Raw genomic sequence first — 23,523 nt, 5'->3', positions numbered from 1 at the left:
TGAACAGTCTTTTGGAATCCCACTATGACAAACTTTGTGCTTGACGTCACCCGCCTCGGGTTTTCGGCTCTACAGGCGGTTTCGCCTGATCTGGCAGGCAGAGCGGCGTTCCAGCTGTTCTGCCGGACGCCGTCGACAAAGCCGAAGGGAGCAAAGGCGAAGGCGGCGCATGCAGCGGGTGCGGCCCGGCTTGCCGGCGCCGAACGCTTCAACCTCAGGCTTGCCGGCGGGCGCCAAGCGCATGCCTATCGGCTGAACGGCGGGGCGAGGGGCAAACGCAAGCGCTACCTGGTGACGCATGGCTGGGGCTCTAGCGCCGCATATATGGCCGAACTCGTCTCGATGCTTTCGGCAACGGGAGCGGAGGTCGTGGCGCTCGATTTTCCCGGCCACGGCCGTTCCGGGGGGCGCTTCCTGCATATGGGGCTTGCGGTCGAGACGATTGCGGCGGCCGAAGCGCGGTTTGGCGCATTCGATGCGGCGATCGGTCATTCCTTCGGCGGTGCGGCGCTGATGGTCTCGGCAGCGGGGCTGCTGCCTGGCGTGGCGCCTGTCACCGGCGAGAGACTGGTGCTGATCGGCGCGCCGAGCGAGATGGGCTGGCTGTTTACCGATTTCGGCGGGATGATCGGCCTTCTCCCTGCAGCGCAAGCGGCGTTGGAGAATGAGGTTCATCGCGTCACTGGACGGAGACTGGAGGACTTCGACGCCGGCGAGGCGGCGGGCGAGATCGGCCGCCCCGTGCTCGTCATCCATGCCGAGGACGACAAGGAGGTGTCGTCTCTCCATGCCAGGCGCTACGGCGCGGCGGGAAAGGGCGTTCGGCTTCTCTGGGCGAACGGCTTCGGCCACCGTCGCATCATCGGCGCCGCACCGGTTCTTGCCGCGATCGCGGCATTTCTCGAAGGCGATCGGGGCGTGGGTGAAGCTCTTGATGAAAGCATCAAAAAAGATGCGGAGATCATTCCGTTTTTTGAGCTTCCGGCAAGGCGCGCGGCATTGTAGCGTCCGTCGCGAAGATCAAGCCGCGGCGGGACGCCTCATGAAAATCATCAGCAGCATCGAAGAGCTCAACACGATCTATGGCGCCGGACTTTCGCCGGCCTCCGTTACCAAGGTGACGAAGCAATTGACCCCGCTCTATCGTGAGATGATTGAGATCTCACCGTTTGCCGCGCTTGCGACCGTCGGGCCGGAAGGACTCGACTGTTCGCCGCGCGGCGATCTCGGTGGCGTGGTGCGTGTCATCGACGACGAGACGCTGCATCTGCCGGACTGGCGCGGCAACAACCGGGTCGATTCGCTCTCCAACATCGTGCGCGATCCGCGGCTGGCGCTTATGTTCCTGATCCCCGGCTCGAACACGACGATGCGCATCAACGGCCGGGGCGTCGTTTCCGACGATGAGGCGCTGCTTTCAAGCTTCGAGATGGACGGCAAACATCCGCGCACCGTCGTCGTCATTTCTATCGACGAGGTCTATTTCCAATGCGCGCGGGCCGTGATGCGGGCCGAGCTCTGGAATGGAGAACACTTCGCCGATCCGGCGACGTTGCCGACGCCAGGACAGATGCTGAAGGCCGCGACCGGCGATTTCGACCAGGAAACCTACGACCGGGAATGGCCGGGGCGGGCGGCAAAGACGATGTGGTAAAGCATCGTCACCGGCGGCTCAGACTACTGACAAAGTCGGCCAACTTCTCTTTCATCCTCGGCCCTGCGCCGAGGATGATGCCGAGTAACAACGAGGTTTGTCGACAACACTAAACCGTCACCTGCCAGTGACAGCGTGCGTGCGGCGCGGGACTGCCGTCAGGTCTTGTAGATCAGCCAGCTCTTGGTGAAATCCTTCTGCATGCCGTCTTGATAGAGGATGGTGCAGTTGCGGCCGGCATTTTTGGCGCCGTAAAGGGCGATGTCGGTTTTGCTATAGAGTTCGCCGGCATCCCCGGCGCTGGATGCCATGCAGATGCCGATCGAGACGGTGACCGGACCGTAATTCACCCGCGTACGGGAGTTCTTGAAGGGCGTCGTCTCCAGCGTGCGACGAATGCGCTCGGCGATCGCGGTCACTTCCTCGGGCGTGTTGCCATCGATGATAAGGGCGAATTCCTCGCCGCCGGTGCGGGCAACGAAGATGTCACGGCGGACATTGCTGCGGATGACGGAGGCGACGGTGGCGAGCACCTTGTCGCCGACCGGATGGCCGTAGGTGTCGTTGATCTTCTTGAAATTGTCGATGTCGCAGAGCAGCAGTGCCGTCACCGGCCGCATGCTCGAATTGTCGAAAATGGCGGCGAGGCGGTCGTCGAAGGCGCGGCGGTTGGAAAGGCGCGTCAGCGAGTCGGTGTTGGCGATGCGCTTGTATTCGTCGAGTTCCTTGCGGACCTGATCCATCTCCTGCGAGCGCTGGACAACGTCCTCGACCGTGCGTTCGCCATGCGCCATGGTGTCGCCGGTCGCCTGGCTCAGGAGATCGATGGCGTTTTCGATCAGTTCGACGCTGGCGTTGCTCTTGGAGGTGATGCGCTTGTGGGTCTCGCCGAGCAGTCTGGTGTAGCTTTCCAGCGAGCTCTGCTCCTGCCTGAGAATGCGCAGCAGGCCATCGAGTTCGCCGGCAATGCGCGTATGGGCATCGTCGAAGACACGGGCCGGGCTGTGGGTGAAGTGCTGTGCGCCGAGCGCATCGAGTTCGGCCTGGGTCACCTGGCCGCCGAGGGCCGCCAGCTCGCGGGTGAGGGCTGGATTGGAGCCGATATAGGCCTCGTAGAAGAGTTGGTAATTGCGCGGTATCGGCGCGACGCCCATGGAGCGCATGGCATAGGTGATCTGACCCGCAACGTCGGGAACCGGCACCTTGGGCGCGACAGCCGTATTCATCCGGCGAACTCCTCATATATTCAAAGGCAATATTCTATTTGTTAGCTTAAATTTCTTGGGAAAAGATTAAAGCGATATATACCAAAGATTACATACGACAAATGCCCCATGAGCTAATACTTCGATCAGGCCTATGATTCTCCATGGAAAAACGTATCTTTACTGACGCAGTGCATACTCGCTGAGCGGGTACAGTGTCTGAAAAACTTACAGTTCTTCTCTGCCGGAGACCGTATTCATCTTGTCGACAGTTGGTTTTGGCCGTTTCGTATTGCAGTCTCGACATCTTTGGGATCGTATTTTCTGCAACGGACCCGATCGTAGCCCGCAAATCAGGGCGTGAGATCATGGAAACCTCCCGTCATATTTCTTTCGCCATCCTGACCTTCACCGTCGTCGCCGCCGGCGTCTTGCTGCTGGAGCACACCGGCTTCTTCGCCGGCGCTTTCCGCACGGAGATCCTGGCAAGGGTCGATGCCGGGGATGTGGTGAGCGTGGGCGAGGCGGTCACAGCGCAGAACACAAGCGCCTCGGATAAGGCGTCGCCGCGGTAGAGCTGGCGGCAACGCAGCCCGCCCACTCACCCCAAATTCAGTTCCTGGAAAAAATCATTCCCCTTGTCGTCGATGACGATGAAGGCGGGGAAGTCTTCGACTTCGATCTTCCAAACCGCTTCCATGCCGAGTTCGGGATATTCGAATACTTCAACCTTGCGGATACAGTCCTGGGCAAGACGGGCGGCGGGGCCGCCGATCGAGCCGAGATAGAAGCCGCCGTGCTTCTTGCAGGCCTCGCGCACGGCGCGCGAGCGGTTGCCCTTGGCAAGCATCACCATCGAGCCGCCGAAGGACTGGAATTGGTCGACGTAACTGTCCATGCGCCCGGCCGTCGTCGGGCCGAAGGAGCCGGAGGCGTAGCCGACAGGCGTCTTGGCGGGGCCGGCGTAATAGACCGGGTGGTTTTTCAGGTAATCGGGCATGCCTTCGCCCTTTTCCAGCCGTTCGCGGATCTTGGCATGGGCGAGGTCGCGGGCAACGATGATGGTGCCGGTCAAGGACAGGCGGGTCTTGACGGGATGCCGGGAGAGTTCGGCGAGCACCTCGGCCATTGGCCGGTTGAGATCAATGCGCACCGTCGATTCCGACAGTTTCGCCTCATCGATCTCGGGCATGTATTTCGACGGATCGGTTTCGAGCTGTTCGACGAAGATGCCGTCGCGGGTGATGCGGCCCTTGGCCTGACGGTCGGCGGAACAGGAGACGCCGAGGCCGATCGGCAGCGAGGCGCCGTGGCGGGGCAGGCGGATGACACGCACGTCATGACAGAAATACTTGCCGCCGAACTGAGCGCCGACGCCCATCTGCTGCGTCAGTTTGTGGATTTCCTTCTCCATCTCGATGTCGCGAAAAGCGTGGCCGCTCTCGGACCCTTCGGTCGGCAGCTCGTCGAGATAGCGGGTGGAGGCGAGCTTGACGGTTTTCAGGTTCATCTCGGCCGAGGTGCCGCCGATGACGATCGCCAGATGGTAGGGAGGACAGGCTGCCGTCCCTAACGTCAGGATCTTCTCCTTAAGGAAATCGATCATCCGGTCATGGGTCAAGAGCGAGGGGGTGCCCTGGTAGAGAAAGGTCTTGTTGGCTGAGCCGCCGCCCTTGGCGACGAAGAGGAATTCGTAGGCGTCGGTGCCTTCCTCGTAGATGTCGATCTGGGCCGGCAGATTGTTCCTGGTATTCTTCTCCTCGAACATTTTGACCGGCGCGAGCTGCGAATAACGCAAGTTCTTCTTCTCGTAGGCATCCATGACGCCGCGGGCCAGCGCCGCCGTATCCTCGCCCTCGGTCCAGACCCTGCGGCCCTTCTTGCCCATGATGATCGCCGTGCCGGTATCCTGGCACATGGGCAGCACGCCGCCGGCGGCGATATTGGCGTTCTTCAGAAGATCGTAAGCAACGAAACGGTCATTGTCCGTGGCCTCGGGGTCGTCGAGGATCGAGGCGAGCTGCCTGAGATGGCCAGGGCGCAGCAGGTGGTTGATGTCGGCAAAGGCAGTCTCGGCCAGCAGGCGGATGCCTTCCGGCTCGACGGTCAGGATCTCCTGGCCCTTGAACGTATCGACCGAGACATGGTCGCCACTGAGCTTGCGGTAGGGGGTGGCATCCTTGCCGAGGGGGAAGAGATCGTCAGCCATCGAAGTGACCTTTCTGGTAGGGCGTCGCTAGATTGGAACCGGTCTAAATCCGCCGCGGGGCAAAAGCAATCAGGATGCGTCGGAGTCCGGCCGGTTAAGCCAGGGTCGCGCGGGCTGCACCGCGCGCAGTGGGTGAGGCTAGCGTAATCGCCTCGACAAAGACGACTCCAGGTTGCCTTCTGTTCGAGGCCAGTTCATATTCCCGGCAGCGTTAACCTGCCGGGGCTTCGAATGACAAATGCAAAGCCAACTGCTGTCGACGACCTTCTCGTTTTTTTCGAAGACAATTGGATCCGCGGGAATCTGCTGCGCCTCTCCAGCGATCCCGAGGGAGCGGACATGTATGTTCGCTTCGTCAATGGCATGCGCATCGACGCCAAACATGGGCCTGACCACGAAACGATCATAAGGGGCGAATACGGAACCTTCAGACTGAAACCTGACGGTCACTTCGAGTACGAGTTGGACTACACACTCGACGTCGTGAAAAATTTAACGAAATACGATCAGCTCATCGAGAAGTTGAGCTTCAAGATGTCCGATGGCTCAGGGGGCACGGACCTCGGCGTGCTGACGCTCGCGATCGACGGCGTCAACGAAGGCGATAAATACCACGAGGTCCTGGATTTCGACGATATGGGCGTCTTGTCGAGGGCCGATAATTTCTCTCTGCCTGACTATCGCAACTTTGCACTTTCAGTGAATGGCAGCCACGACCTGACGCTTCTGAACGGGTATGTCTATGATACCATCCCGGGTGTCGACGCCATCACCGAAGACGGTTTCAGCGATACCGTTCTATCGCCGGGTTCTGCGCCCGTAAGCCTGAAAATGCTCGATGGCGGGGAGTTCACCTTTCAGAGCGTTTCGATTGCCGAATTGTCGGCAGCGCCCTTTCACCTGACGCTCACTGCGCTGAACGACGGCCAGATCGTCTATCAGCAGGAGCTCGAGGTCACCGGCCCCACTCTCGAGGTCAATCTCGAAGACATCGAAGAAATCCGTTTCGACTTCATGGGCAATTCTGTCGTGATGGACAATTTTTCGCTGTTTGCCTTGCTATAGGCTGGAGGGAGTCGAGGCGTTGCGGCATATCCCCTTCTCCCCGCGAGCGGGGAGAAGGTGTCGGCAGGCGGGTGAGGGGCTGTGGCCTATGCGACCTTCCTACTTCGGCCCGATCATCGTTTCCGGGCGCACGATCTCGTCGTACTCTTCCGATGTCACCAAGCCACTGGCGAGGGCCTCTTCCTTTAGCGTCGTGCCGTTCTTATGCGCTGTTTTGGCAATCTTGGCGGCTGCGTCGTAGCCGATCTTCGGGGCAAGTGCCGTTACCAGCATCAGCGAGCGTTCGAGGCCGGCCTTGATATTGTCCTCGCGCGCCTCGATGCCGACGACGCAATTGTCGGTGAAGGAGACGGCGGCGTCGGCGAGCAACTGCACCGACTGCAGGAAATTATAGGCCATCATCGGATTGTAGACGTTGAGTTCGAAATGGCCCTGGCTGTCGGCGAAGGTCAGAGCCGCGTTGTTGCCGAAGATATGGATGCAGACCTGCGTCAGCGCCTCGCACTGGGTCGGATTGACCTTGCCGGGCATGATCGAGGAGCCGGGCTCGTTTTCCGGCAGCGCCAGCTCGCCCAAGCCGGCGCGCGGGCCGGAGCCGAGCAGGCGGATGTCGTTGGCGATCTTGAAGAGGGCGGCGGCGGCCGCATTGATGGCGCCATGGGAAAAGACCATGCTGTCATGCGAGGCGAGCGCCTCGAACTTGTTCGGCGCGGTAACGAAGGGCATGCCTGTTATGGCAGCGATCTCTTCGGCGACCTTTTCGGCAAAGCCCACCGGCGCATTGAGGCCGGTGCCGACGGCAGTACCGCCCTGGGCGAGCTCGCAAAGGCCGGGCAGGGTGATTTCGATGCGCTTGATGGCGGAGCCGACCTGGGCGGCATAACCCGAAAATTCCTGGCCGAGCGTCAGCGGCGTCGCATCCTGGGTGTGGGTGCGGCCGATCTTGATGATGTGGCTGAATTCGGTGACCTTCATGTCAAGGGCGGCATGCAGGTGCTTGAGGGCCGGGAGCAGGTGATGGGCGATTTGCTCTGCGCAGGCGATGTGCATGGCCGTCGGATAGGTGTCGTTCGACGACTGGCTCATATTGACGTGATCGTTCGGATGCACCGGCTTCTTGGAACCCATGACGCCGCCGAGCATTTCTATTGCACGATTGGAGATCACCTCGTTGGCATTCATATTGGACTGCGTGCCCGAACCGGTCTGCCAGACCACTAGCGGAAAGTGGTCGTTCAGCTTGCCCTCGATCACCTCCTGGGCGGCGTCGACGATGGCTTTGCCGAGGCCAGGATCGAGCTGGTCGAGCGACATGTTGGCGCGCGCGGCCGCCTGCTTGACGATGCCGAGCGCGCGCACGATCGATAGCGGTTGCTTTTCCCAGCCGATCTTGAAATTGCCGAGCGAACGCTCGGCCTGGGCGCCCCAATATCGGTCGGCGGCGACGTCGATCGGGCCAAAAGTATCGGTTTCGGTGCGGGTTGCGGTCATCAGCCTTGCCTTCCCTTTACATGCTGTTTTCGGGCATTTTCGAAAGATGAGGTCTTATAGGTTGGAAAGCCCGACAAGAAAACTGGACGCCGTGCGAAATATTGAAATCGGAAGTCATGTTTCCGCAGGCTTTTCGGCGTGCCTTTTAGGCCACTTTGGAAATTTTATGCATCCGGGCGTTTTCACCCCACTGGTCTGCCGGAGAAAATTCGGTAAAAAATTAACTAATAATTTCATAATTTTGTGTGAACTGCTGGGCGGCGCCATGCAGGATCTCCGTCACATAAAATTGAGTCCGCCGGCGCTGGCGGCGCAGGCCGGTTTCTGATCAATGAGGCCCTACGCTGCTTGAGTTTCGCGGGATTTGAGCTTGGGCCTTGCGCTCGTGACAAGAACAGCATGACACCGGGACTGGAAGATATATGACGTTCGTTTTGAAAAGCGCGGCATCCGCATTGGCAATTTCCTGCGGCGTGGCAGTGATGAGTGCCACACCCGCGCATGCCTATACACTGATGGATATGCTGCGCGGCGACAGGCAGCGGTCCCAGAGCACCATCTTCATGGACCAGATGCCGCCCGGCCGTGTGGGCCAGCGCGGCGGCATTGGCGGATCGCTCGGCGGGCTCGACCCTGAAGCGCCGCTGCCGAAGGTGAGCGGTCCGCGTTATTACACCTACAAAACCGAGACGCTGCAATTCGTCGATACCGGCAAGTTTGCCGATCCCGTCGTCACCGGCGCAGTCGCCGATGTTTCGGGCAGCGGCGATGCCAGCGCCGAACCCGCCGTGCAGCGCCGCTTCCTGGCGCAGGCCAAGGTGCGCGCAAATGTTGACGTTGCAAAGGCGCTCGAAGCCTATTACGGTGACAGCCGCAATCCGCTCGTCTGGGTCGATGGCAACCAGATCAACGACCGTGCCAAGTCGGCGATGTTGGTGCTTGCCGATGCGGGCTTCGTCGGCCTCGACCCGGCGGATTACGTCGTCCAGACGCCTGATATCGACCCGGCCAATCCCGATCCCGCCTTCCGCGACCGTGCGCTGACGCAGTTCGAACTCGAACTCTCTGCCAAAGTGCTGGCTTTCGTGCAGGACACGGTGCGGGGCCGCATCGATCCGAACAAGATCTCCGGCTATCACGATTTCCAGCGCAAGGTGGTCAATCTGGCCCCGGTGCTGAAGCTTGCTCGCATGAGCCCCGACGTCGGCGCCTATATCGCCAGCCGCTCGCCCGATAGCCCGCAATTCCTGGCGCTGAAGGCAGAGCTTGCAAAGCTTCGTGCCGCCGACGGTGGGAACGAAGAGCGAATCGTCGTTTCGCTCGACAAGCTGCTGAGACCTGGCGAGAGCTCGCCCGAGATCGCCAATATCGTCAAGGCAATCGGCAAGCACGGTTCCGAAACGCTGCGGACCGATCATGCGGCAACGATTGCCGCCTATGCCGGCAGCAGCGACTATTCGCCTGACATCGTTTCCCTGGTCGAGGACTTCCAGAAGGAGCGCGGGCTGAAGGCCGATGGCGTCATCGGCCAGGCGACGGTGCGCGCCATGACCGGCGGCGACACCAATGCTTCGAAGATCGACAAGCTCGTCGTCGCCATGGAGCAGGCGCGCTGGCTGCCGGAGGATCTCGGTTCACGCTATGTTATGATCAACCAGCCCGCTTACATGGTCTACTACCACAATGACGGCAAGGAACAGCTGTCGATGCGCGTGGTGGTCGGCGGCAAGAACAACCAGACCTATTTCTTCGATGACGAGATCGAGACGGTAGAGTTCAACCCTTTCTGGGGCGTGCCGCAGTCGATCATCATCAACGAGATGCTGCCGAAGCTGCGCTCGGATCCGAACTATCTCGACCAGCTCGGCTATGAAGTCGAGGTGAACGGCCATGCCGTCGCCTCATCGAGCGTCGATTGGTATGGCTCGACGGACAATGTCTCGGTGCGCCAGCCGCCGAGCAGCGACAATGCGCTCGGCGAACTGAAGATCCTGTTCCCGAACAGCCACGCGATCTACATGCACGACACGCCGTCGAAGAGCTTCTTCAAGCGCGACATGCGGGCGCTGAGCCACGGTTGCGTGCGCCTTGCCGATCCGCGTGCGATGGCGGCTGCCGTGCTTGGCACGACGGTCGACGATGTCGCCAAGCAGATCGCCAGCGGGCAGAACCATGCCGTACGTGTGCCGCAGAAGATCCCGGTCTACGTATCCTACTTCACTGCCTGGCCGAACAAGGACGGCGTGGTGGAATATTTTGACGACGTCTACGGCCGCGACGCCTATGTCGACAAGGCCTTCGATGCGACGACCAAGGCGCGTGGCGCGCAGATCTGATAGTCGGATCTGATTAGTGATGCTGGCGGGCGGTCTTTGGGCCGCCCGGTTTGTTTTGGGGTGTCTGCGTGCAAGAAATAAGAGGAGAGGGCGCGCCGTATGGCCCCCTCATCCGCCTGCCGGCACCTTCTCCCCGCTGGGTAGAAGGGACGTTGCGGAGACGCCTCGCTTCTGATCAAACTGTTTCGTGCGGTTGCAGCCGTGCCGCTAGTTCCCCTCTTCTCCCCAGCGGGGAGAAGGTGGCCCGAAGGGTTGGATGAGGGGGCCGCGATCGCAAAGACATACGGCTGATCGCCAAACTTCAGACGGCAACCTTCTCCGCATATTCCTGTAGCAGCCTTTCTACCAGCTGCGGCGTCAGCTCATCGAAATGGGTAATGATAACATCCGGATCGAGGCTCGAAACCGGTACGTCGGAATAGCCGAACGGCACGGCAATCGAGGGCACGCCGGCATTCTTGGCAACGGCGATGTCGTTGATGCTGTCGCCAATCATTACCGTGCGGGCGATGTCGCCGCCGGCGCGTTCGATAGTGCCGGTGAGGTGGCGGGCGTCGGGCTTGCGCACGGGGAAGGTGTCGCCGCCAGTGATGGCATCGAAATATCGGACGAGGTTGAGCTTGTCGAGCAGGCCGAGTGCCAGGCTTTCCATCTTGTTGGTGCAGACTGCGAGGCGGTAACCTTCGGATCTGAGCCGGTCCATGGCGGTGACCAGGCCAGGATAGGGCTCGGTACGGCCGGGCATGTTGCCGGCATAATGGGCAACGAAACGCTCGACCAGCAGCGGCAGGGCGTCGCCTTCGAGCGGATGGCCGCGCAGCCGGCAGGCGCGCTCGATCATCACGCGCGCACCCTGGCCGACGAGATGGGTGAGGTCGTCGTAGCTGACCGGTTCGAGGTCAAGGACCGCGATCGTATGGTTCAGGCTCTCGACCAGGTCCACATGGGTATCGAGAAGGGTGCCGTCGAGATCGAAGACGACGAGCGCCGGGCGAGCGGGGGCAGGGGTCAAGGGCATGTCTCTTTGAGCGATGGTCGTCTTGAGGAGCGATGGATCGTCCTGAGGTAGGCGATCGCGCGGCGGAAAGCAACGTCCGGCGACGGCCGGGAAGGCCGCAGGCCTCTGTTTCGGCTTTTCATTTTCCGTGATGATTTTGACTTTCGTTTGCCAGGCGAGCCGTGTAAACAGCACATCCAACGCAATAATCGGAGCTGGCGGCGCATGGATGCCCGCGAAATGAAGATCAAGGCCGCCGAGGCCGCGCTCGCCCATGTCGAAAGCGGGATGCGTCTCGGAATCGGCACCGGCAGCACGGCGGAAGAATTCGTTCGCCTGCTGGCAGAGCAGGTCGCGGGCGGCTTCAGGGTCGAAGGCGTCCCGACCTCCGAAAGAACCGCGCGGCTTTGCGTCGAACTCGGCGTGCCGCTGAAGTCGCTCGACGAACTGCCGGCACTCGACCTGACCATCGATGGCGCCGACGAGGTCGATACGGGGCTCAGGCTGATCAAGGGCGGCGGCGGTGCGCTGCTGCGCGAAAAGATCGTCGCGGCCGCCTCCGAGCGAATGATCGTCATTGCCGACGAGAGCAAGCTGGTCGAAACGCTCGGCGCCTTCGCGCTGCCGATCGAGGTCAATCCATTCGGGCTCGTCTCGACGCGCATCGCGATCGAAAAGGTCGCGGCCCGGCTCGGCCTATCGGGTGAACTCGCTCTGCGCCAGTCGGGTGACGGAGAGTTTACCACGGATGGCGGCCATCACATCATCGATGCATCTTTTGGCCGCATTCCTGATGCAGAGGCGCTTTCGAGCGAGCTGAATTCCATACCCGGCGTCGTCGAACACGGGCTCTTTATCAATATGGCGGCACTTGCGATCATTGCCGGTCCTGCGGGTGTGCGCACACTGCAGGCAAACAGATAACAGGAGCGTATACTCATGATGAACATTGCAGGTCTTGGCCGTCTCGCCGCTGCGACCGTCCTTCTTTCCGGGCTTGCCTTCGGCTCCGCCGTCAACGCGCAGGAAGTCTCCGAGGAGCAGCTGAAGGCGTCTCGCGCGGCGATCGACGCCATCGGCGCCACTGCCCAGTTCGACAACATTCTGCCCGGTCTCGCCGAGCGCCTGAAGGCCGGCCTGATCCAGGATTCGCCGAACTACCAGGACATCATTTCGTCGACGGTCGACGCGCAGGCGCTGGCGCTGGCGCCGCGCCGCGGCGATCTGGAGAAGGAGGCGGCGCTCACCTATGCCAAGACCTTCACCGTCGATGAGCTGAAGGCGATCGCCGACTTCTACAATTCCGACGTCGGCAAGAAGCTGCTGCGTGACGGCCCGGTCGCCTCGCGCGAGACGGCGAAGGCTGCCGATATCTGGGCGCAGGGTATTTCCCGCGACCTGGAAAAGCAGAGCAATGCCGAGCTTTCCAAGGTCATCAAGGCGCCGCCGCCGGCAACCGACAGCCCGGCCGCTCCGGCTCCAGCACCGGCTGCCCAGCAGTAAAGTTCGCCCATCAAATTTGCGAAAGCCCGGTATCGTCCGGGCTTTTTTGCTATGATACGGCCAATGCCGCCGGCGAGGTTTCAGGTGACTGCAGATGTCCGATCATGACAAGGCTGTGCGAGTGCGGATATCCGGCAAGGTGCAGGGTGTCGGTTTTCGCTATTGGACGCGCGATGAGGCGGTACGGCTCGGTTTGACGGGCTGGGTTCGCAATGAAGAGGACGGGGCCGTCGTCGCTGTGATCGCAGGACCCGACATCGCCATTTCGACGATGATCGAGCGTTTCAGGCGCGGGCCTTCGGGGGCGTCGGTTTCGGGCGTCGAGACGGAAGCAGCCCAGCTTGAGAAGAACCCGACGGATTTCCGCATTACCCGCTGACAGCAACAATCGCTCGGCAGACGCAATTGGCATCGCATATGCGCCGGAACTCAGTCCCTACGCGTTCGGGTTCTTTGCAAGTTGCCACACACCGTCCTCATCCGGCTCCACGCGCTTGTTGCCGCGGTAGAAGATCGGCAGTCTCGTCTTTTTGTCGATCGAGAAGCGGCTCGGGGTGTATTTTTCGTCCTCATGGCCCTGAATGGCGAGGCCGAGCGCTTCCTTGAATTTGCCAGCCCGGCACAGATTGGCGAAGAGAGTTTGATCCATCTTTTGCTCCGGCATTCTTTTCCATCCTATGGATTGCCTGCCAGCCTTCGGCGACCGGGTCAATCGCAGCCGTTTACAATGAAGATTCGGCGATGGGAACGGGATGACGCAGGAGCGGGCTTTTGTTTTCGTGATGATCGCCCCTATATCAGCAATATCCTTCCTGCGATTCCCTTCCGGAGCTCCTCATGTCTTCCTACGACTACGACCTCTTCGTCATCGGTGGCGGTTCCGGAGGCGTGCGCGGCGCACGTGTCGCCGCCTCGCTCGGCAAGAAGGTGGCGATCGCCGAGGAATACCGCTACGGCGGCACCTGCGTGATCCGCGGCTGCGTGCCGAAGAAGCTCTTCGTCTACGCCTCGCAGTTCCATGAGCATTTCGAGGATGCAGCGGGCTTCGGCTGGACGGTCGGCGAAAGCAGCTTCGACTGGAAAAAGCTGGTGGCGGCCAAAGATGCTGAAATCGCCCGACTGGAAGGCCTCTACAAGAAAGGTCTCGCCGGCGCCAATGCCGAAATCCTGGAAACGCGCGCAGAGGTCGTCGATGCCCATACGGTGCGGCTGCTGAAGACTGGACAGACGGTGACGGCCAAGACGATCGTGATCGCCACCGGCGGACGGCCGAACCCGCATGCAGCCCTTCCCGGCCACGAACTCTGCATCTCCTCCAACGAGGCCTTTCATCTTGAAGAGCTGCCGAAATCGATCGTCATCGCCGGCGGCGGCTATATTGCCGTCGAATTCGCCAATATCTTCCATGGCCTCGGCGTCGAGACGACGCTGATTTATCGCGGCGCCGAGATCCTGTCGCGCTTCGACGAAGATCTGAGGCGTGGGCTGCACGAGGCAATGGTCGCCAAGGGCATCCGCATCCTCTGCCACGACACGCTGCAGAAGGTTTCCAAGGGTGAGGACGGGCTCATTCTGGAGACGCTGAACAACGGCACGCTGCAAGCCGGCGTCGTCATGCTGGCGCTCGGGCGCGATCCGAACACCCAAGGCCTCGGCCTCGAGGCGGCCGGCGTCGCGGTCGACGAGCGCGGCGCCGTTATCGTCGATGAATATTCCCGCACCAATGTCGAAAACATCTATGCGCTCGGCGATGTCACCAACCGGATACAGCTGACGCCGGTGGCGATTCACGAGGCGATGTGTTTCATCGAGACTGAATACAAGAACAATCCGACCCGGCCGGATTACGAGCTGATCCCGACCGCCGTCTTCTCACAGCCGGAGATCGGCACTGTCGGCCTCTCGGAAGAGGATGCGGGCAAACGTTACGGCGAGCTCGAGGTTTACCGCGCCCAGTTCCGACCGCTGAAGGCCACGCTTTCCGGCCGGGCCGAGCGGATGATCATGAAACTGATCGTCGATGCGGCGAGCCGCAAGGTGGTGGGCGCCCATATCCTCGGCCACGATGCCGGCGAGATGGCGCAGTTGCTCGGCATCACGCTGAAGGCCGGCTGCACCAAGGACGATTTCGACCGGACGATGGCGCTGCATCCGACGGCCGCCGAAGAGCTCGTCACCATGTATGCGCCGAGCTATCGGATCCGCGACGGCAAGCGGCTTTAAGCGGCGACGGGCTTTAGCTTTTTGTTTTATGCATGTCGTTGACCCGGAACCGCTGCACACTTCCGGGCGAATAGAGCCCCGTGCGTCCTTGCGGACGCACAAAGGACGCTCTAACACTTGAACTTACGCATCGTGCTTTCCGAAAAGCGATTCCGATATTCGAGCCGATGCATTAGCTGGTGATGCGCGGCGCCCGGATGACCTTGAGGAAAAGCGCTTTCATCGCATCGGCGATACCTTGGGTCGGCGTCACCTCGAAATAGAGGCCGGGCGAAGCGCATGCCTGCATCTTCGTCGGAATCTCGCTCTGGAAGGGGCTGATCCATTTGTTGTACCAATCGTTACTCGGCAACGGCAGGTAGGTGGTGTAGAGCACGGCGATCTTGACACCGCGATCCTTCAGCGGCTTGCAGAAGGAGGTGTCGATCGGTTCCTGGCAGCGGCCGCCGGTCGTCTTCTTGGTGCATGTCGACGGCTTGTAGCTGTCGCCGACGCCATCGGAAACGAAGAACAGGATCTTTTCGGGGCTGATATTCGACGTGCCGTCACCGGCCGGATCGATGATGGTATTCATCTGGGTCAGGGCGCTATCGAAGCTCGTGAGCTGGTCCTGATTGTAGTTCTGGTAGGGAATGGTCATCAGGTCGACGGCGTTGGTGTAATTCTTCACCTTCGTCAGGTCGGAGGTAGGGCTGGAGATCGTCGTCAGCTTGGCGTCTTCGGCTTTGGTGCCGAAAGTATAGACGCCCATGCGAAATTGATCGCTGCTGACGCGTTCGGTCTTGGCCGTATCGGTCAACGCCTGGGTTGCCTGGCGCACGACGTCGATGCGCATGGCGACGCCGAGACTCTTGGCGATGGTATAATTGTTGGTGCTCTGGTCCATCTGATGGCAGGCGAAGGCGCAGCCTGTTTTGGCCTGCAGTTTCGAAACATCGGTCGCGGTTGCGCCGACGCCCATTGAAGGCGTGTTGTCGAGCAGGATGTAGAAATCCATGAAAGCGGCAGTTTGATATTCGGCCGTCGCGGAGCCCGAGATCGTGATCGAGTCCCGACCGAGGATGCGCATGAAGGTGGTGGGCACCGTCGCGCTGAAGGAAACCTGCGAATTCAGCTTGTTGGCGGTCTTGGTGACATCGATGCCGAGGTCGACATGAACGTCGGTCAGCTCCCCGGACATCTGAGACATGAAGATACTGCGGGCGTCGTCCTTGCCGAGTGAGATCGTGCCGTTGCCGCTCATGGTCATCGCGGCTGCGACTGCGCCGGATTTTTCGGCGATCGAACCGACGGCGGCGGCATCGGCAGCGGCGTAAAGCTGTGTCCTCAGGCTGAGCGCATGGGCGAGATCCACGGCCATGCCGGCCGCACCGAAGAGCGGCACCACCAGCAGTGCCGTCATGACGCCGAAATTGCCCGAGCGATCCGATATGAAACCGGACGGAAGGATCGCCATGCCATGTCCCCGATGTTGAACTCTTTGCGGTTCTACATTGAAAGTCTAAAATATGGGGAAATCGACATGGTATATGCGGATTTAATCAGAGAATGCCGGGCGGCGCCGGTGAGGCGACAACTGTCGGCGATTGGTCTTTGCAAGCCTGACCTAAAGGTCTATAAGCCGCCGCATATTGAGGCATCCTAAGGTATGGATGTGAGAACGGGTGAGTGAGATGGCAGACAATTGGACCCCGAGCAGCTGGCGGCAAAAACCGATCCTGCAGGTTCCCGAATATCCCGACGCAGCCGCTTTGGCGGCAACGGAGGCCACGCTCGCCAGCTATCCGCCGCTCGTCTTCGCGGGCGAGGCGCGCCGCCTGAAGAAGCATCTTGCCAACGTCGCCGAAGGCAACGGCTTCCTGCTGCAGGGCGGTGACTGCGCCGAGAGCTTTGCCGAACACGGCGCCGACAATATTCGCGACTTCTTCCGCGCCTTCCTGCAGATGGCGGTCGTGCTGACCTTCGGCGCTCAGCTTCCAGTCGTCAAGGTCGGCCGCATCGCCGGCCAGTTCGCCAAGCCGCGTTCGTCGAATGTCGAGAAGCAGGGTGACGTGACGCTGCCCGCCTATCGCGGCGACATCATCAACGGCATCGAATTCACCGAGGAGTCGCGCATTCCGAATCCTGAACGCCAGGCCATGGCCTATCGCCAGTCGGCCGCGACGCTGAACCTTCTGCGCGCCTTTGCGATGGGCGGCTACGCCAATCTCGAAAACGTCCATCAGTGGATGCTCGGCTTCGTCAAGGACAGCCCGCAGGGCGAGCGCTACCGCAAGCTCGCTGACCGCATCAGCGAAACCATGGATTTCATGAAGGCGATCGGCATCACCTCGGAAAACCATCCGAGCCTGCGCGAGACCGATTTCTTCACCAGCCACGAAGCACTGCTGCTCGGCTACGAGGAGGCGCTGACCCGCGTCGATTCCACGTCGGGCGACTGGTATGCCACGTCAGGCCACATGATCTGGATCGGCGACCGCACGCGCCAGGCCGACCATGCGCATGTCGAATATTGCCGCGGCATCAAGAACCCGATCGGCCTGAAATGCGGCCCGTCGCTGCAGGCAGACGATCTGCTGCAGCTGATCGACATCCTGAATCCGGCCAATGAAGCCGGGCGCCTGACGCTGATCTGCCGCTTCGGCCATGAGAAGGTCGCCGACAACCTGCCGCGCCTCATCCGCGCCGTCGAGCGCGAGGGTCGTAAGGTCGTCTGGTCTTGCGATCCGATGCACGGCAACACGATTACGCTCAACAATTACAAGACCCGTCCCTTCGAGCGGATCCTGTCGGAAGTCGAAAGCTTCTTCCAGATCCACCGCGCCGAGGGCACGCATCCGGGTGGCATTCATGTCGAAATGACCGGTAAGGACGTGACCGAGTGCACGGGCGGCGCTCGCGCGGTTTCCGCAGAAGACCTGCAGGACCGCTACCACACCCATTGCGATCCGCGCCTCAACTCCGACCAGGCGCTCGAACTCGCCTTCCTGCTTGCCGAGCGCATGAAGGGCGGCCGCGACGAAAAGCGCATGGTCGCGAACGGCTGAGACTACAGCGCCGCGCGTCTGAAAAGACGCGCAAAGGACGCTGTAGCACTTTGGATTGCTGCATAATTTTACCCTTAAATCGATTCCGATATGAGGAATTATGCAGTAGCCCCAAATGGATGAAGAAAAGCCCGGCGATGCCGGGCTTTTTTATGCTGCGAAGGTGGAACTTGCTGTCAGATGCTGGCCTGGACGCTGTGCAGGTTGGCGTAGACGCCGTCTTGCGCCATGAGCTCATCATGGGTGCCCTGTTCGACGATTCCATCAGCCGTCAGGACCAGGATACGGTCGGCGTGGCGGACGGTCGACAGGCGGTGGGCGATGACTAGGGTGGTTCGGCCGTTCGCCAGGCTGAGCAGTGCCTGCTGTACCGCCCGTTCGCTCTCGTTGTCGAGCGCGCTGGTCGCTTCGTCGAAGATCAGGATCTCCGGATTCTTGAGGAAGGCCCGGGCGATGGTGATGCGCTGGCGCTGGCCGCCCGAGAGCTTGACGCCGCGTTGGCCGATATCGGTGCCATAGCCATGGGGCAGGGCAATGATGAAGTCGTGCGCATTGGCGGCGCGCGCGGCCGCTTCCAGCTCGGCATCGCTGGCGTCGGGCCGGCCGTAGCGCAGGTTTTCCGCCACTGTGCCGGCAAAGAGGTAGACATCCTGCTGTACCACCCCGACATGGCGCCGGAGCGAGGCCAACGTCACCTCGCGGATATCGGTGCCATCGATGCGGATCGCCCCTGCTTCGACATCGTAGAAACGCGGGATCAGCGCGCAAAGCGTGCTTTTGCCGACGCCCGACGGGCCGACCAGGGCGACGAACTCACCGGGCGCGATGGTGAGCGACAGCTGCTCGAGCACCCGCGGGCCATCGGCCTCGTAGCCGAAGGCGACATCGGAAAAACTGATCTCTCCCCTGGGCGCCGGCATCGGACGCGCGGCCGGTCGATCGGTGATATCGGGGGCAATCTCCAGGATCTCCATGGCCCTGATGAAGCCGGTGTAGCCCTCCTGCCAGAGGCGCACGAAATTAGCGAGCCGCTGCACCGGATCGACCAGCACAGCGACGCAAAGCAGAAAGGTCAGCATATCGGGGACGGTCAGTTCTGCCGTCAGAATGCGCAGGCCACCGATGACGATAACAATTATCGTGATGAGCTGGGCGAAGGTTTCGGTACCGACCGAAAACCAGGCTTCGCTGCGGTAGCCCTCGGCGCGGCTTTGCAGGAAGCGTCGGTTCTGCTCGGCGAAACGTTCCTTCTCCAGCGCCTCGTTGGCAAAGGACTGGACGACGCGGATGCCGGCAAGCGCATCTTCGACGCGCTCGTTGACGGCGGCGATCTGCCGTTTGCTGGCTTCGAGCGCGCGGTTCATACGCCGGTTGAAATAGAGCGCATAGGCCACCGCCACCGGGGTGAGCATCAGGATCAGGGCTGCCAAGGGCGGATCGATGAAGAACAGCACCAGCATGGCGCCGCCATATTTCAGCACCGCGATGGAAAGATCCTCGGGGCCGTGGTGAAAGAGCTCACCCAGCCACAGGCTGTCATTGGTGATGCGGCTCATCAGCTGGCCTGTGCGCTGGCGGTCATAGAAGCTGAACGAGAGCTTCTGGCAGTGCTCGAATAGTTCCTGCCGCACCGTGGCCTCGATGCGGGCGCCCATGACGTGGCCGCGGTAGTCGACGAAGAAGATGGCGACGATCTGGACGGCCAGAACGGCGAGCATGATGCCGCCCATGGCAAGGATTTGTCCGAAGGCCTGCGGCGCATCGGGTAGAGCCAGAAGCCGGCTCGTGACGACATTGGCGCAGAGCGGCAGGGCGACCGCCGTGCCAGCGACGAGGATGGCACAAAGCAGATCCGCCAGCAGCAGAGGCATATGCGGGCGATAGTAGGAGAGGAATTTGTGCATGCGCGACCAGCGCCGCCCACGGTCGGCGGAAATCGGATGATCGCGAAGGAGGTTTACGAAGGGGTTATGGCGTCGCGAGTTTTTCCTCGCACGGGAGAACCGAATGTTCATGAAGCTGAGTGTCCTTGTGGGGGATGTTTCCTTTCTGTTTGGACAGGTTCGCTCTCATGTCAGTCTCCTGAGGTTGATTGAACCCTCAGTATCGCCGACAACCGCCGCCGATTCAATGCAGCGATGGGACGAGGTTGGCGGGTGTTGTCGACAGGCAACAGGTTCCCGCTGCAATTTTCGACAAGGTACGGGTGATGGAAGGGGTCTTATTGCACCAGCACCGATTGCTGGCAGCGTACGTCAGTGACGCGAACGTCGGCTTCGCCGACCTTGATGCCGAGCAGCGTCAGGAGGTTGAAGAGCAGCTCGTCGAGCGGCTTGGTCAACCCCGTGAGTGTATCGGCGACGGCGCTTTGCACCACTGTTTTCGATAGGCCGATGCCGAGGCCGAGAATACTGACCTGGATATCGGTCTCCTTCACCAGCGACGCCATGGCAGAGGTCAGCGTGTCCTTGGTCGAAACGTTCTTGATGGTCTTTGCCGCGATGTCGGCCGGCTGGAAGGTCAGCTTGGTCTTGCTGAGATTGGCCAGGTTGACATGGGCGAGTCCGGAGACGCTGAGCAGCGGCGCGTTCATCATCGTGGAGCGGCTGACACGCGGCGCGCTGCCGAAATTGACGAAGGCGTTGGGATCGACGTCGCCGAGGGACAGTTCCGCGACGCCGGGCACGACATCGACGCCGACGCTGGCGTTTCTGGCGCCGCCGCCAAGACAGGAGATGCTCGCAAGCTTGGCCTCGGCATGGGCGACTTCGAGATGAAGGGGTACGCGCACCTTCAGCCCGGCAAGCGAATTGGCGCCGAGCGCCGAAACATCGAGAGCCAGGCGCACCTGTGCGGTGCGGACGGTGGCGCCGGTGGCGCCGATCCCGCTCGAAGCGGCGCCCTTCGGCATCTCGCCGATCGCAAGCGTCAGCTTGACCGTGGCAAGTCCAGGCACGGAGCCGTTGAGATTGGCTGCGACCTGCTTCTCCTGGTTTGCCGCAACGGCTGCCGCCGAAACAATATCCATCACGCTCGCCTCGGCCGAGAGGTGAGAACCGCTGCCGATGAGGCGCTCGCCGGTCGGGCCGAGGTTGAAGAGATCCTCGAGCCTGATCTTGACCTGCGAGGTGCCGGGCGCCTTTTCGATCGCGTCGAGCGCCTTGGTGACGGTGAGTGTCAGGCCGCCAGTCTTGCCGAGCGTTTTCAGCAGGCGCGGATAGGAGATGTCGGTTGCCAGCAACTCGTCATAGGTGCCGGCGGTGAGGTTGAGATCGGTCGCCAGCATATCGAGGAAGGGGAGCAGCTTGATATCGGCTGACGTGAGCGCCTCGTAATCGGCGACCTTCAGCGAGAGACTGGTGCCGAGCAGGCTGCCGAGCAGCGTGTTCAGCACGCCGCCATTGAGGCTTGCCAGCCGCGAGCCGATCGAGAAGGCAGCGAGTTTGGAGGCCGAGGCGGTGCCGACCGCCCTGAGGTTGGGAGCGGCGGCGAAGGCGGTGGCGAAGATCAGCTCCGCCTTCTGAGTGATGCCGACCTTGACGGCGTCATAGGGCTGGATGCCGGCGGCAAAACGGCTGCCGAGCGGCACCGAGGCATCGGCGAGATAGGTGCCGGGAGTGAATTCGGCGACGGCGTCGAATTGCTTGAGATCAGCCGTTGCCGGCAGCGAGCCCGTCTTCGTCGCATAACCCGTGTTGGTGCGGACGGCGATGTTGAGGCCGTTCTGATCGAAATTGGCGACGAGGTTGTCGGCGGCGTGGCTGATGTCGGCGGCGGCGACGATGGCGCCGATATCGCTCAGCTGCTGCAGGCGGCGCTGCTGCAGCGTCATCATGCCGTAATCGACGCCCAAGCCGAGCGAATAGAGGATGAGCGGGGCTGAGATTGCTGCCATGATGGCGATATTGCCTGATGCATCGGTGGCGAAGCGACTTAGGCGGGCCCTGAACATCGGCATCTCACAGGCCCCCCATCCGGATGGTCGCGAAGCGCCGGATCATGTGGTCGGGCAGGGGAAAGGTGTAGAGGTTCCAGATCGGCAGATTGACGGTGTCATATTCCGCCGTCACGGTGAACTGGTTGGCATTGCCGGGGTCGGTGGTAACGGTGACATGCAGCTTGCTCTTTTCGAGCAGCGGATGGTCGATGGTCGACTGGCTGATGAAATCATTGACCAGCTGCGATCGCTCCTGGCTGGTCATGCCAGCAACGGCGGTGCGCGCGGCATCGGCGGTCAGCTGCTGCACTGCATGGGATGCGCTCAGATAGATGCCGTAGGCGATCATCGTCAGTACCACCAGAAGGAAGAGCGGCGCGACGATGGCGAATTCGATTGCTGCGGCGCCACGTTCGTTCGAAGGGAAACGTTGGAAAATTCTCATTTTTCACCTCGCAGGCTGACCGTGCAGAGTATCGATCAACGGTTGTGACTCTAGAGCCGCGGAGGTTAATTTTGGATTATCTAATAAACGTTTTGGATGTATTAGATTATCATGAAGTGCCTTTGTTTTGTTAGAAAAATAGCATTTTATTGAGGAATTTTCCTTATGATACAACCTGCGGTGTGTTTCCGTGTTGGCTGGGGAGGTGCGCGCATAAGGAAATGCTACTTCCTGCTCCGCGCCGAAGTGTTGGCGTGATTGGCACAGGGCCGGCGGCCTTCAAGATTCCTGATGGTTCGTTCAGGGAAATGGATTTGACGCCGGAGCAGATCGGCGGCAACGTTCCCTTGGAAACAGCGGGGCGACGATGACCGAACAGCATACAGGCGGCTGCCTTTGCGGCGCCGTGCGATTTTCAAGTGCGGCAAAGCCCGGGCCTGTCGTCGGCTGCCATTGCTCGCAATGCCGCCGGCAGACGGGACTTTATTACGCTGCGGTCAACGTAGCCCGCGCGGCTCTTTCGGTGGAAGGCACTGAAGCGGTCCGCTGGTACCGGTCTAGCGAGGAGGCGCAGCGCGGCTTCTGCTCGAATTGCGGCTCCGCGCTCTTCTGGCAGGCGGACGGATCGGCGGAGATTTCGGTCATGGCTGGCGCCTTTGACTCGCCGAGCGGCCTTGCCTTCGGCCACCATATCTACTGCGCCGACAAGGGCGATTTCTACGAGATATCGGACGGCTTGCCGCAATATGCGGTGAATCCGACTTAAAGGGCGTCGCATTGGATTCATGCGACGCCCTTTAGGTCTTTATGTGATGCATGTCGTTATCCCCACCGCTGCACACTTTTGGGAGACATGCATTAACCCTTGGCGGCAAGCGCGGCGCTGAGGCGGGCCACGTCCTCGCGTAGCCCCGTCAACTCGGTCAGTACATGCATGTCGATCTTCTGATGCAGGGAGAGCACTTCGAGCTCGGCCTTGAGATTGACCTCGTAATCCTTGGCGGCCTCGAAGCGGTCGCGCTCGGCCTGACGGTTCTGCGACATCATGATGATCGGCGCCTGGATGGCGGCGAGCATCGACAGGATCAGGTTCAGGAAGACGAAGGGATAGGGGTCGAAGGCGCCGCTCACCAGAATGATGGTGTTGATCACCGTCCAGGCGACGAGGAAGACAAAAAAGGCGATGATGAAGGACCAGGAGCCGCCGATGCGGGCGATGCTGTCGGCGATGCGCTCGCCGAAGGAGGCGTCGGCTGAGAAGGCGGCGTTGACGTCGGTCGAGATGACCTTGCGTTCGTGCGCTTTCGCCAGCACGCGCTTTTCGACGTCGCCGAGTTCGTCGGCCGGCTTGTCGAAATGATGGTGCACGAAGTCCGAAAGATTAGACATTGCCTGTTTCCGATGCCGGTTG

Annotated in this window: 22 protein-coding genes; 12 read left to right on the top strand and 10 right to left on the bottom strand. The window is 61.0% G+C overall.

Annotated elements, in window-relative coordinates:
- Window positions 1-24 precede the first annotated feature (24 nt).
- Complete coding sequence (locus AB8B31_RS11405) at window positions 25-1,005, top strand: alpha/beta hydrolase (protein WP_028733028.1); 981 nt, start codon at window positions 25-27, stop codon at window positions 1,003-1,005.
- 37 nt (window positions 1,006-1,042) lie between these two features.
- A complete protein-coding gene (locus AB8B31_RS11400; protein WP_018446361.1) occupies window positions 1,043-1,654 on the top strand; it encodes a pyridoxamine 5'-phosphate oxidase family protein in 612 nt (203 codons plus the stop codon).
- 158 nt (window positions 1,655-1,812) lie between these two features.
- Here AB8B31_RS11400 and AB8B31_RS11395 read toward each other — a convergent pair whose 3' ends face one another.
- Window positions 1,813-2,880, bottom strand: a complete 1,068-nt coding sequence (locus tag AB8B31_RS11395) for a GGDEF domain-containing protein (RefSeq protein ID WP_018242281.1) — start codon at window positions 2,878-2,880, stop codon at window positions 1,813-1,815.
- A 347-nt stretch (window positions 2,881-3,227) separates the two neighbouring features.
- Between AB8B31_RS11395 and AB8B31_RS11390 the strand changes: the two genes are divergently transcribed.
- Window positions 3,228-3,434, top strand: coding sequence for a hypothetical protein (locus AB8B31_RS11390; RefSeq protein ID WP_018242280.1), 207 nt, complete (start codon window positions 3,228-3,230; stop codon window positions 3,432-3,434).
- 26 nt (window positions 3,435-3,460) lie between these two features.
- On the opposite strand, the gene AB8B31_RS11385 is transcribed toward AB8B31_RS11390, so the two are convergent.
- The gene (locus AB8B31_RS11385) at window positions 3,461-5,068 is read right to left on the bottom strand and encodes a fumarate hydratase (protein ID WP_028733027.1); all 1,608 of its coding nucleotides are present in this window, start codon (window positions 5,066-5,068) and stop codon (window positions 3,461-3,463) included.
- Between the two features lie 231 nt (window positions 5,069-5,299).
- Here AB8B31_RS11385 and AB8B31_RS11380 point away from each other — a divergent pair, with 231 nt between their 5' ends.
- The gene (locus AB8B31_RS11380; protein ID WP_028733026.1) at window positions 5,300-6,133 is read left to right on the top strand and encodes a VCBS domain-containing protein; all 834 of its coding nucleotides are present in this window, start codon (window positions 5,300-5,302) and stop codon (window positions 6,131-6,133) included.
- A gap of 99 nt (window positions 6,134-6,232) precedes the next feature.
- Here the strand turns inward: AB8B31_RS11380 and fumC are convergent, their stop codons facing one another.
- Window positions 6,233-7,624, bottom strand: a complete 1,392-nt coding sequence (gene fumC, locus AB8B31_RS11375; protein ID WP_018242277.1) for a class II fumarate hydratase — start codon at window positions 7,622-7,624, stop codon at window positions 6,233-6,235.
- A gap of 61 nt (window positions 7,625-7,685) precedes the next feature.
- Here fumC and AB8B31_RS11370 point away from each other — a divergent pair, with 61 nt between their 5' ends.
- Together AB8B31_RS11370 and AB8B31_RS11365 are read left to right on the top strand one after the other, a co-directional pair.
- Complete coding sequence (locus tag AB8B31_RS11370; RefSeq protein ID WP_128408843.1) at window positions 7,686-7,952, top strand: hypothetical protein; 267 nt, start codon at window positions 7,686-7,688, stop codon at window positions 7,950-7,952.
- A 94-nt stretch (window positions 7,953-8,046) separates the two neighbouring features.
- On the top strand, window positions 8,047-9,960 hold the full coding sequence (locus AB8B31_RS11365) for a L,D-transpeptidase family protein (protein WP_018446358.1): 1,914 nt from the start codon (window positions 8,047-8,049) through the stop codon (window positions 9,958-9,960).
- Window positions 9,961-10,261: 301 nt separating this feature from the next.
- Here AB8B31_RS11365 and AB8B31_RS11360 read toward each other — a convergent pair whose 3' ends face one another.
- The gene (locus AB8B31_RS11360) at window positions 10,262-10,978 is read right to left on the bottom strand and encodes an HAD family hydrolase (RefSeq protein ID WP_018445130.1); all 717 of its coding nucleotides are present in this window, start codon (window positions 10,976-10,978) and stop codon (window positions 10,262-10,264) included.
- Window positions 10,979-11,182: 204 nt separating this feature from the next.
- Between AB8B31_RS11360 and rpiA the strand changes: the two genes are divergently transcribed.
- From rpiA to AB8B31_RS11345, 3 genes are all read left to right on the top strand, one after another.
- The gene (gene rpiA, locus AB8B31_RS11355) at window positions 11,183-11,881 is read left to right on the top strand and encodes a ribose-5-phosphate isomerase RpiA (RefSeq protein ID WP_018445131.1); all 699 of its coding nucleotides are present in this window, start codon (window positions 11,183-11,185) and stop codon (window positions 11,879-11,881) included.
- 15 nt (window positions 11,882-11,896) lie between these two features.
- Window positions 11,897-12,460 (top strand): DUF2059 domain-containing protein, encoded by a 564-nt coding sequence (locus tag AB8B31_RS11350; RefSeq protein ID WP_018242272.1) that lies wholly within the window; start codon window positions 11,897-11,899, stop codon window positions 12,458-12,460.
- A gap of 94 nt (window positions 12,461-12,554) precedes the next feature.
- Window positions 12,555-12,839, top strand: coding sequence for an acylphosphatase (locus AB8B31_RS11345; RefSeq protein ID WP_018445132.1), 285 nt, complete (start codon window positions 12,555-12,557; stop codon window positions 12,837-12,839).
- A 57-nt stretch (window positions 12,840-12,896) separates the two neighbouring features.
- On the opposite strand, the gene AB8B31_RS11340 is transcribed toward AB8B31_RS11345, so the two are convergent.
- Window positions 12,897-13,109 (bottom strand): hypothetical protein, encoded by a 213-nt coding sequence (locus AB8B31_RS11340; RefSeq protein WP_028733025.1) that lies wholly within the window; start codon window positions 13,107-13,109, stop codon window positions 12,897-12,899.
- Between the two features lie 188 nt (window positions 13,110-13,297).
- Between AB8B31_RS11340 and gor the strand changes: the two genes are divergently transcribed.
- Entirely contained in the window at window positions 13,298-14,683 is a 1,386-nt protein-coding gene (gene gor / locus AB8B31_RS11335) for a glutathione-disulfide reductase (RefSeq protein WP_018445134.1), read from the top strand.
- Window positions 14,684-14,855: 172 nt separating this feature from the next.
- On the opposite strand, the gene AB8B31_RS11330 is transcribed toward gor, so the two are convergent.
- On the bottom strand, window positions 14,856-16,139 hold the full coding sequence (locus AB8B31_RS11330; RefSeq protein WP_018445135.1) for a pilus assembly protein TadG-related protein: 1,284 nt from the start codon (window positions 16,137-16,139) through the stop codon (window positions 14,856-14,858).
- A gap of 217 nt (window positions 16,140-16,356) precedes the next feature.
- Between AB8B31_RS11330 and AB8B31_RS11325 the strand changes: the two genes are divergently transcribed.
- Entirely contained in the window at window positions 16,357-17,730 is a 1,374-nt protein-coding gene (locus AB8B31_RS11325) for a class II 3-deoxy-7-phosphoheptulonate synthase (protein WP_018445137.1), read from the top strand.
- Between the two features lie 176 nt (window positions 17,731-17,906).
- Here AB8B31_RS11325 and AB8B31_RS11320 read toward each other — a convergent pair whose 3' ends face one another.
- The 3 genes from AB8B31_RS11320 to AB8B31_RS11310 form a co-directional block, all read right to left on the bottom strand.
- On the bottom strand, window positions 17,907-19,745 hold the full coding sequence (locus AB8B31_RS11320) for an ABC transporter ATP-binding protein (RefSeq protein WP_028733024.1): 1,839 nt from the start codon (window positions 19,743-19,745) through the stop codon (window positions 17,907-17,909).
- A 206-nt stretch (window positions 19,746-19,951) separates the two neighbouring features.
- On the bottom strand, window positions 19,952-21,688 hold the full coding sequence (locus AB8B31_RS11315) for a pilus assembly protein TadG-related protein (protein ID WP_439007440.1): 1,737 nt from the start codon (window positions 21,686-21,688) through the stop codon (window positions 19,952-19,954).
- 1 nt (window position 21,689) lies between these two features.
- A complete protein-coding gene (locus AB8B31_RS11310; RefSeq protein ID WP_018242263.1) occupies window positions 21,690-22,112 on the bottom strand; it encodes a TadE/TadG family type IV pilus assembly protein in 423 nt (140 codons plus the stop codon).
- 367 nt (window positions 22,113-22,479) lie between these two features.
- Between AB8B31_RS11310 and AB8B31_RS11305 the strand changes: the two genes are divergently transcribed.
- Complete coding sequence (locus AB8B31_RS11305; protein WP_439007439.1) at window positions 22,480-22,878, top strand: GFA family protein; 399 nt, start codon at window positions 22,480-22,482, stop codon at window positions 22,876-22,878.
- A gap of 92 nt (window positions 22,879-22,970) precedes the next feature.
- On the opposite strand, the gene AB8B31_RS11300 is transcribed toward AB8B31_RS11305, so the two are convergent.
- Entirely contained in the window at window positions 22,971-23,501 is a 531-nt protein-coding gene (locus tag AB8B31_RS11300) for a DUF1003 domain-containing protein (protein WP_026188414.1), read from the bottom strand.
- Window positions 23,502-23,523 lie beyond the last annotated feature (22 nt).

This window comes from Rhizobium sp. 62_C5_N11_2, assembly GCF_051811185.1.
GTDB classification, from domain to species: domain Bacteria; phylum Pseudomonadota; class Alphaproteobacteria; order Rhizobiales; family Rhizobiaceae; genus Rhizobium; species Rhizobium leguminosarum.
This window is presented reverse-complemented; position numbering and strand designations above follow the sequence as displayed.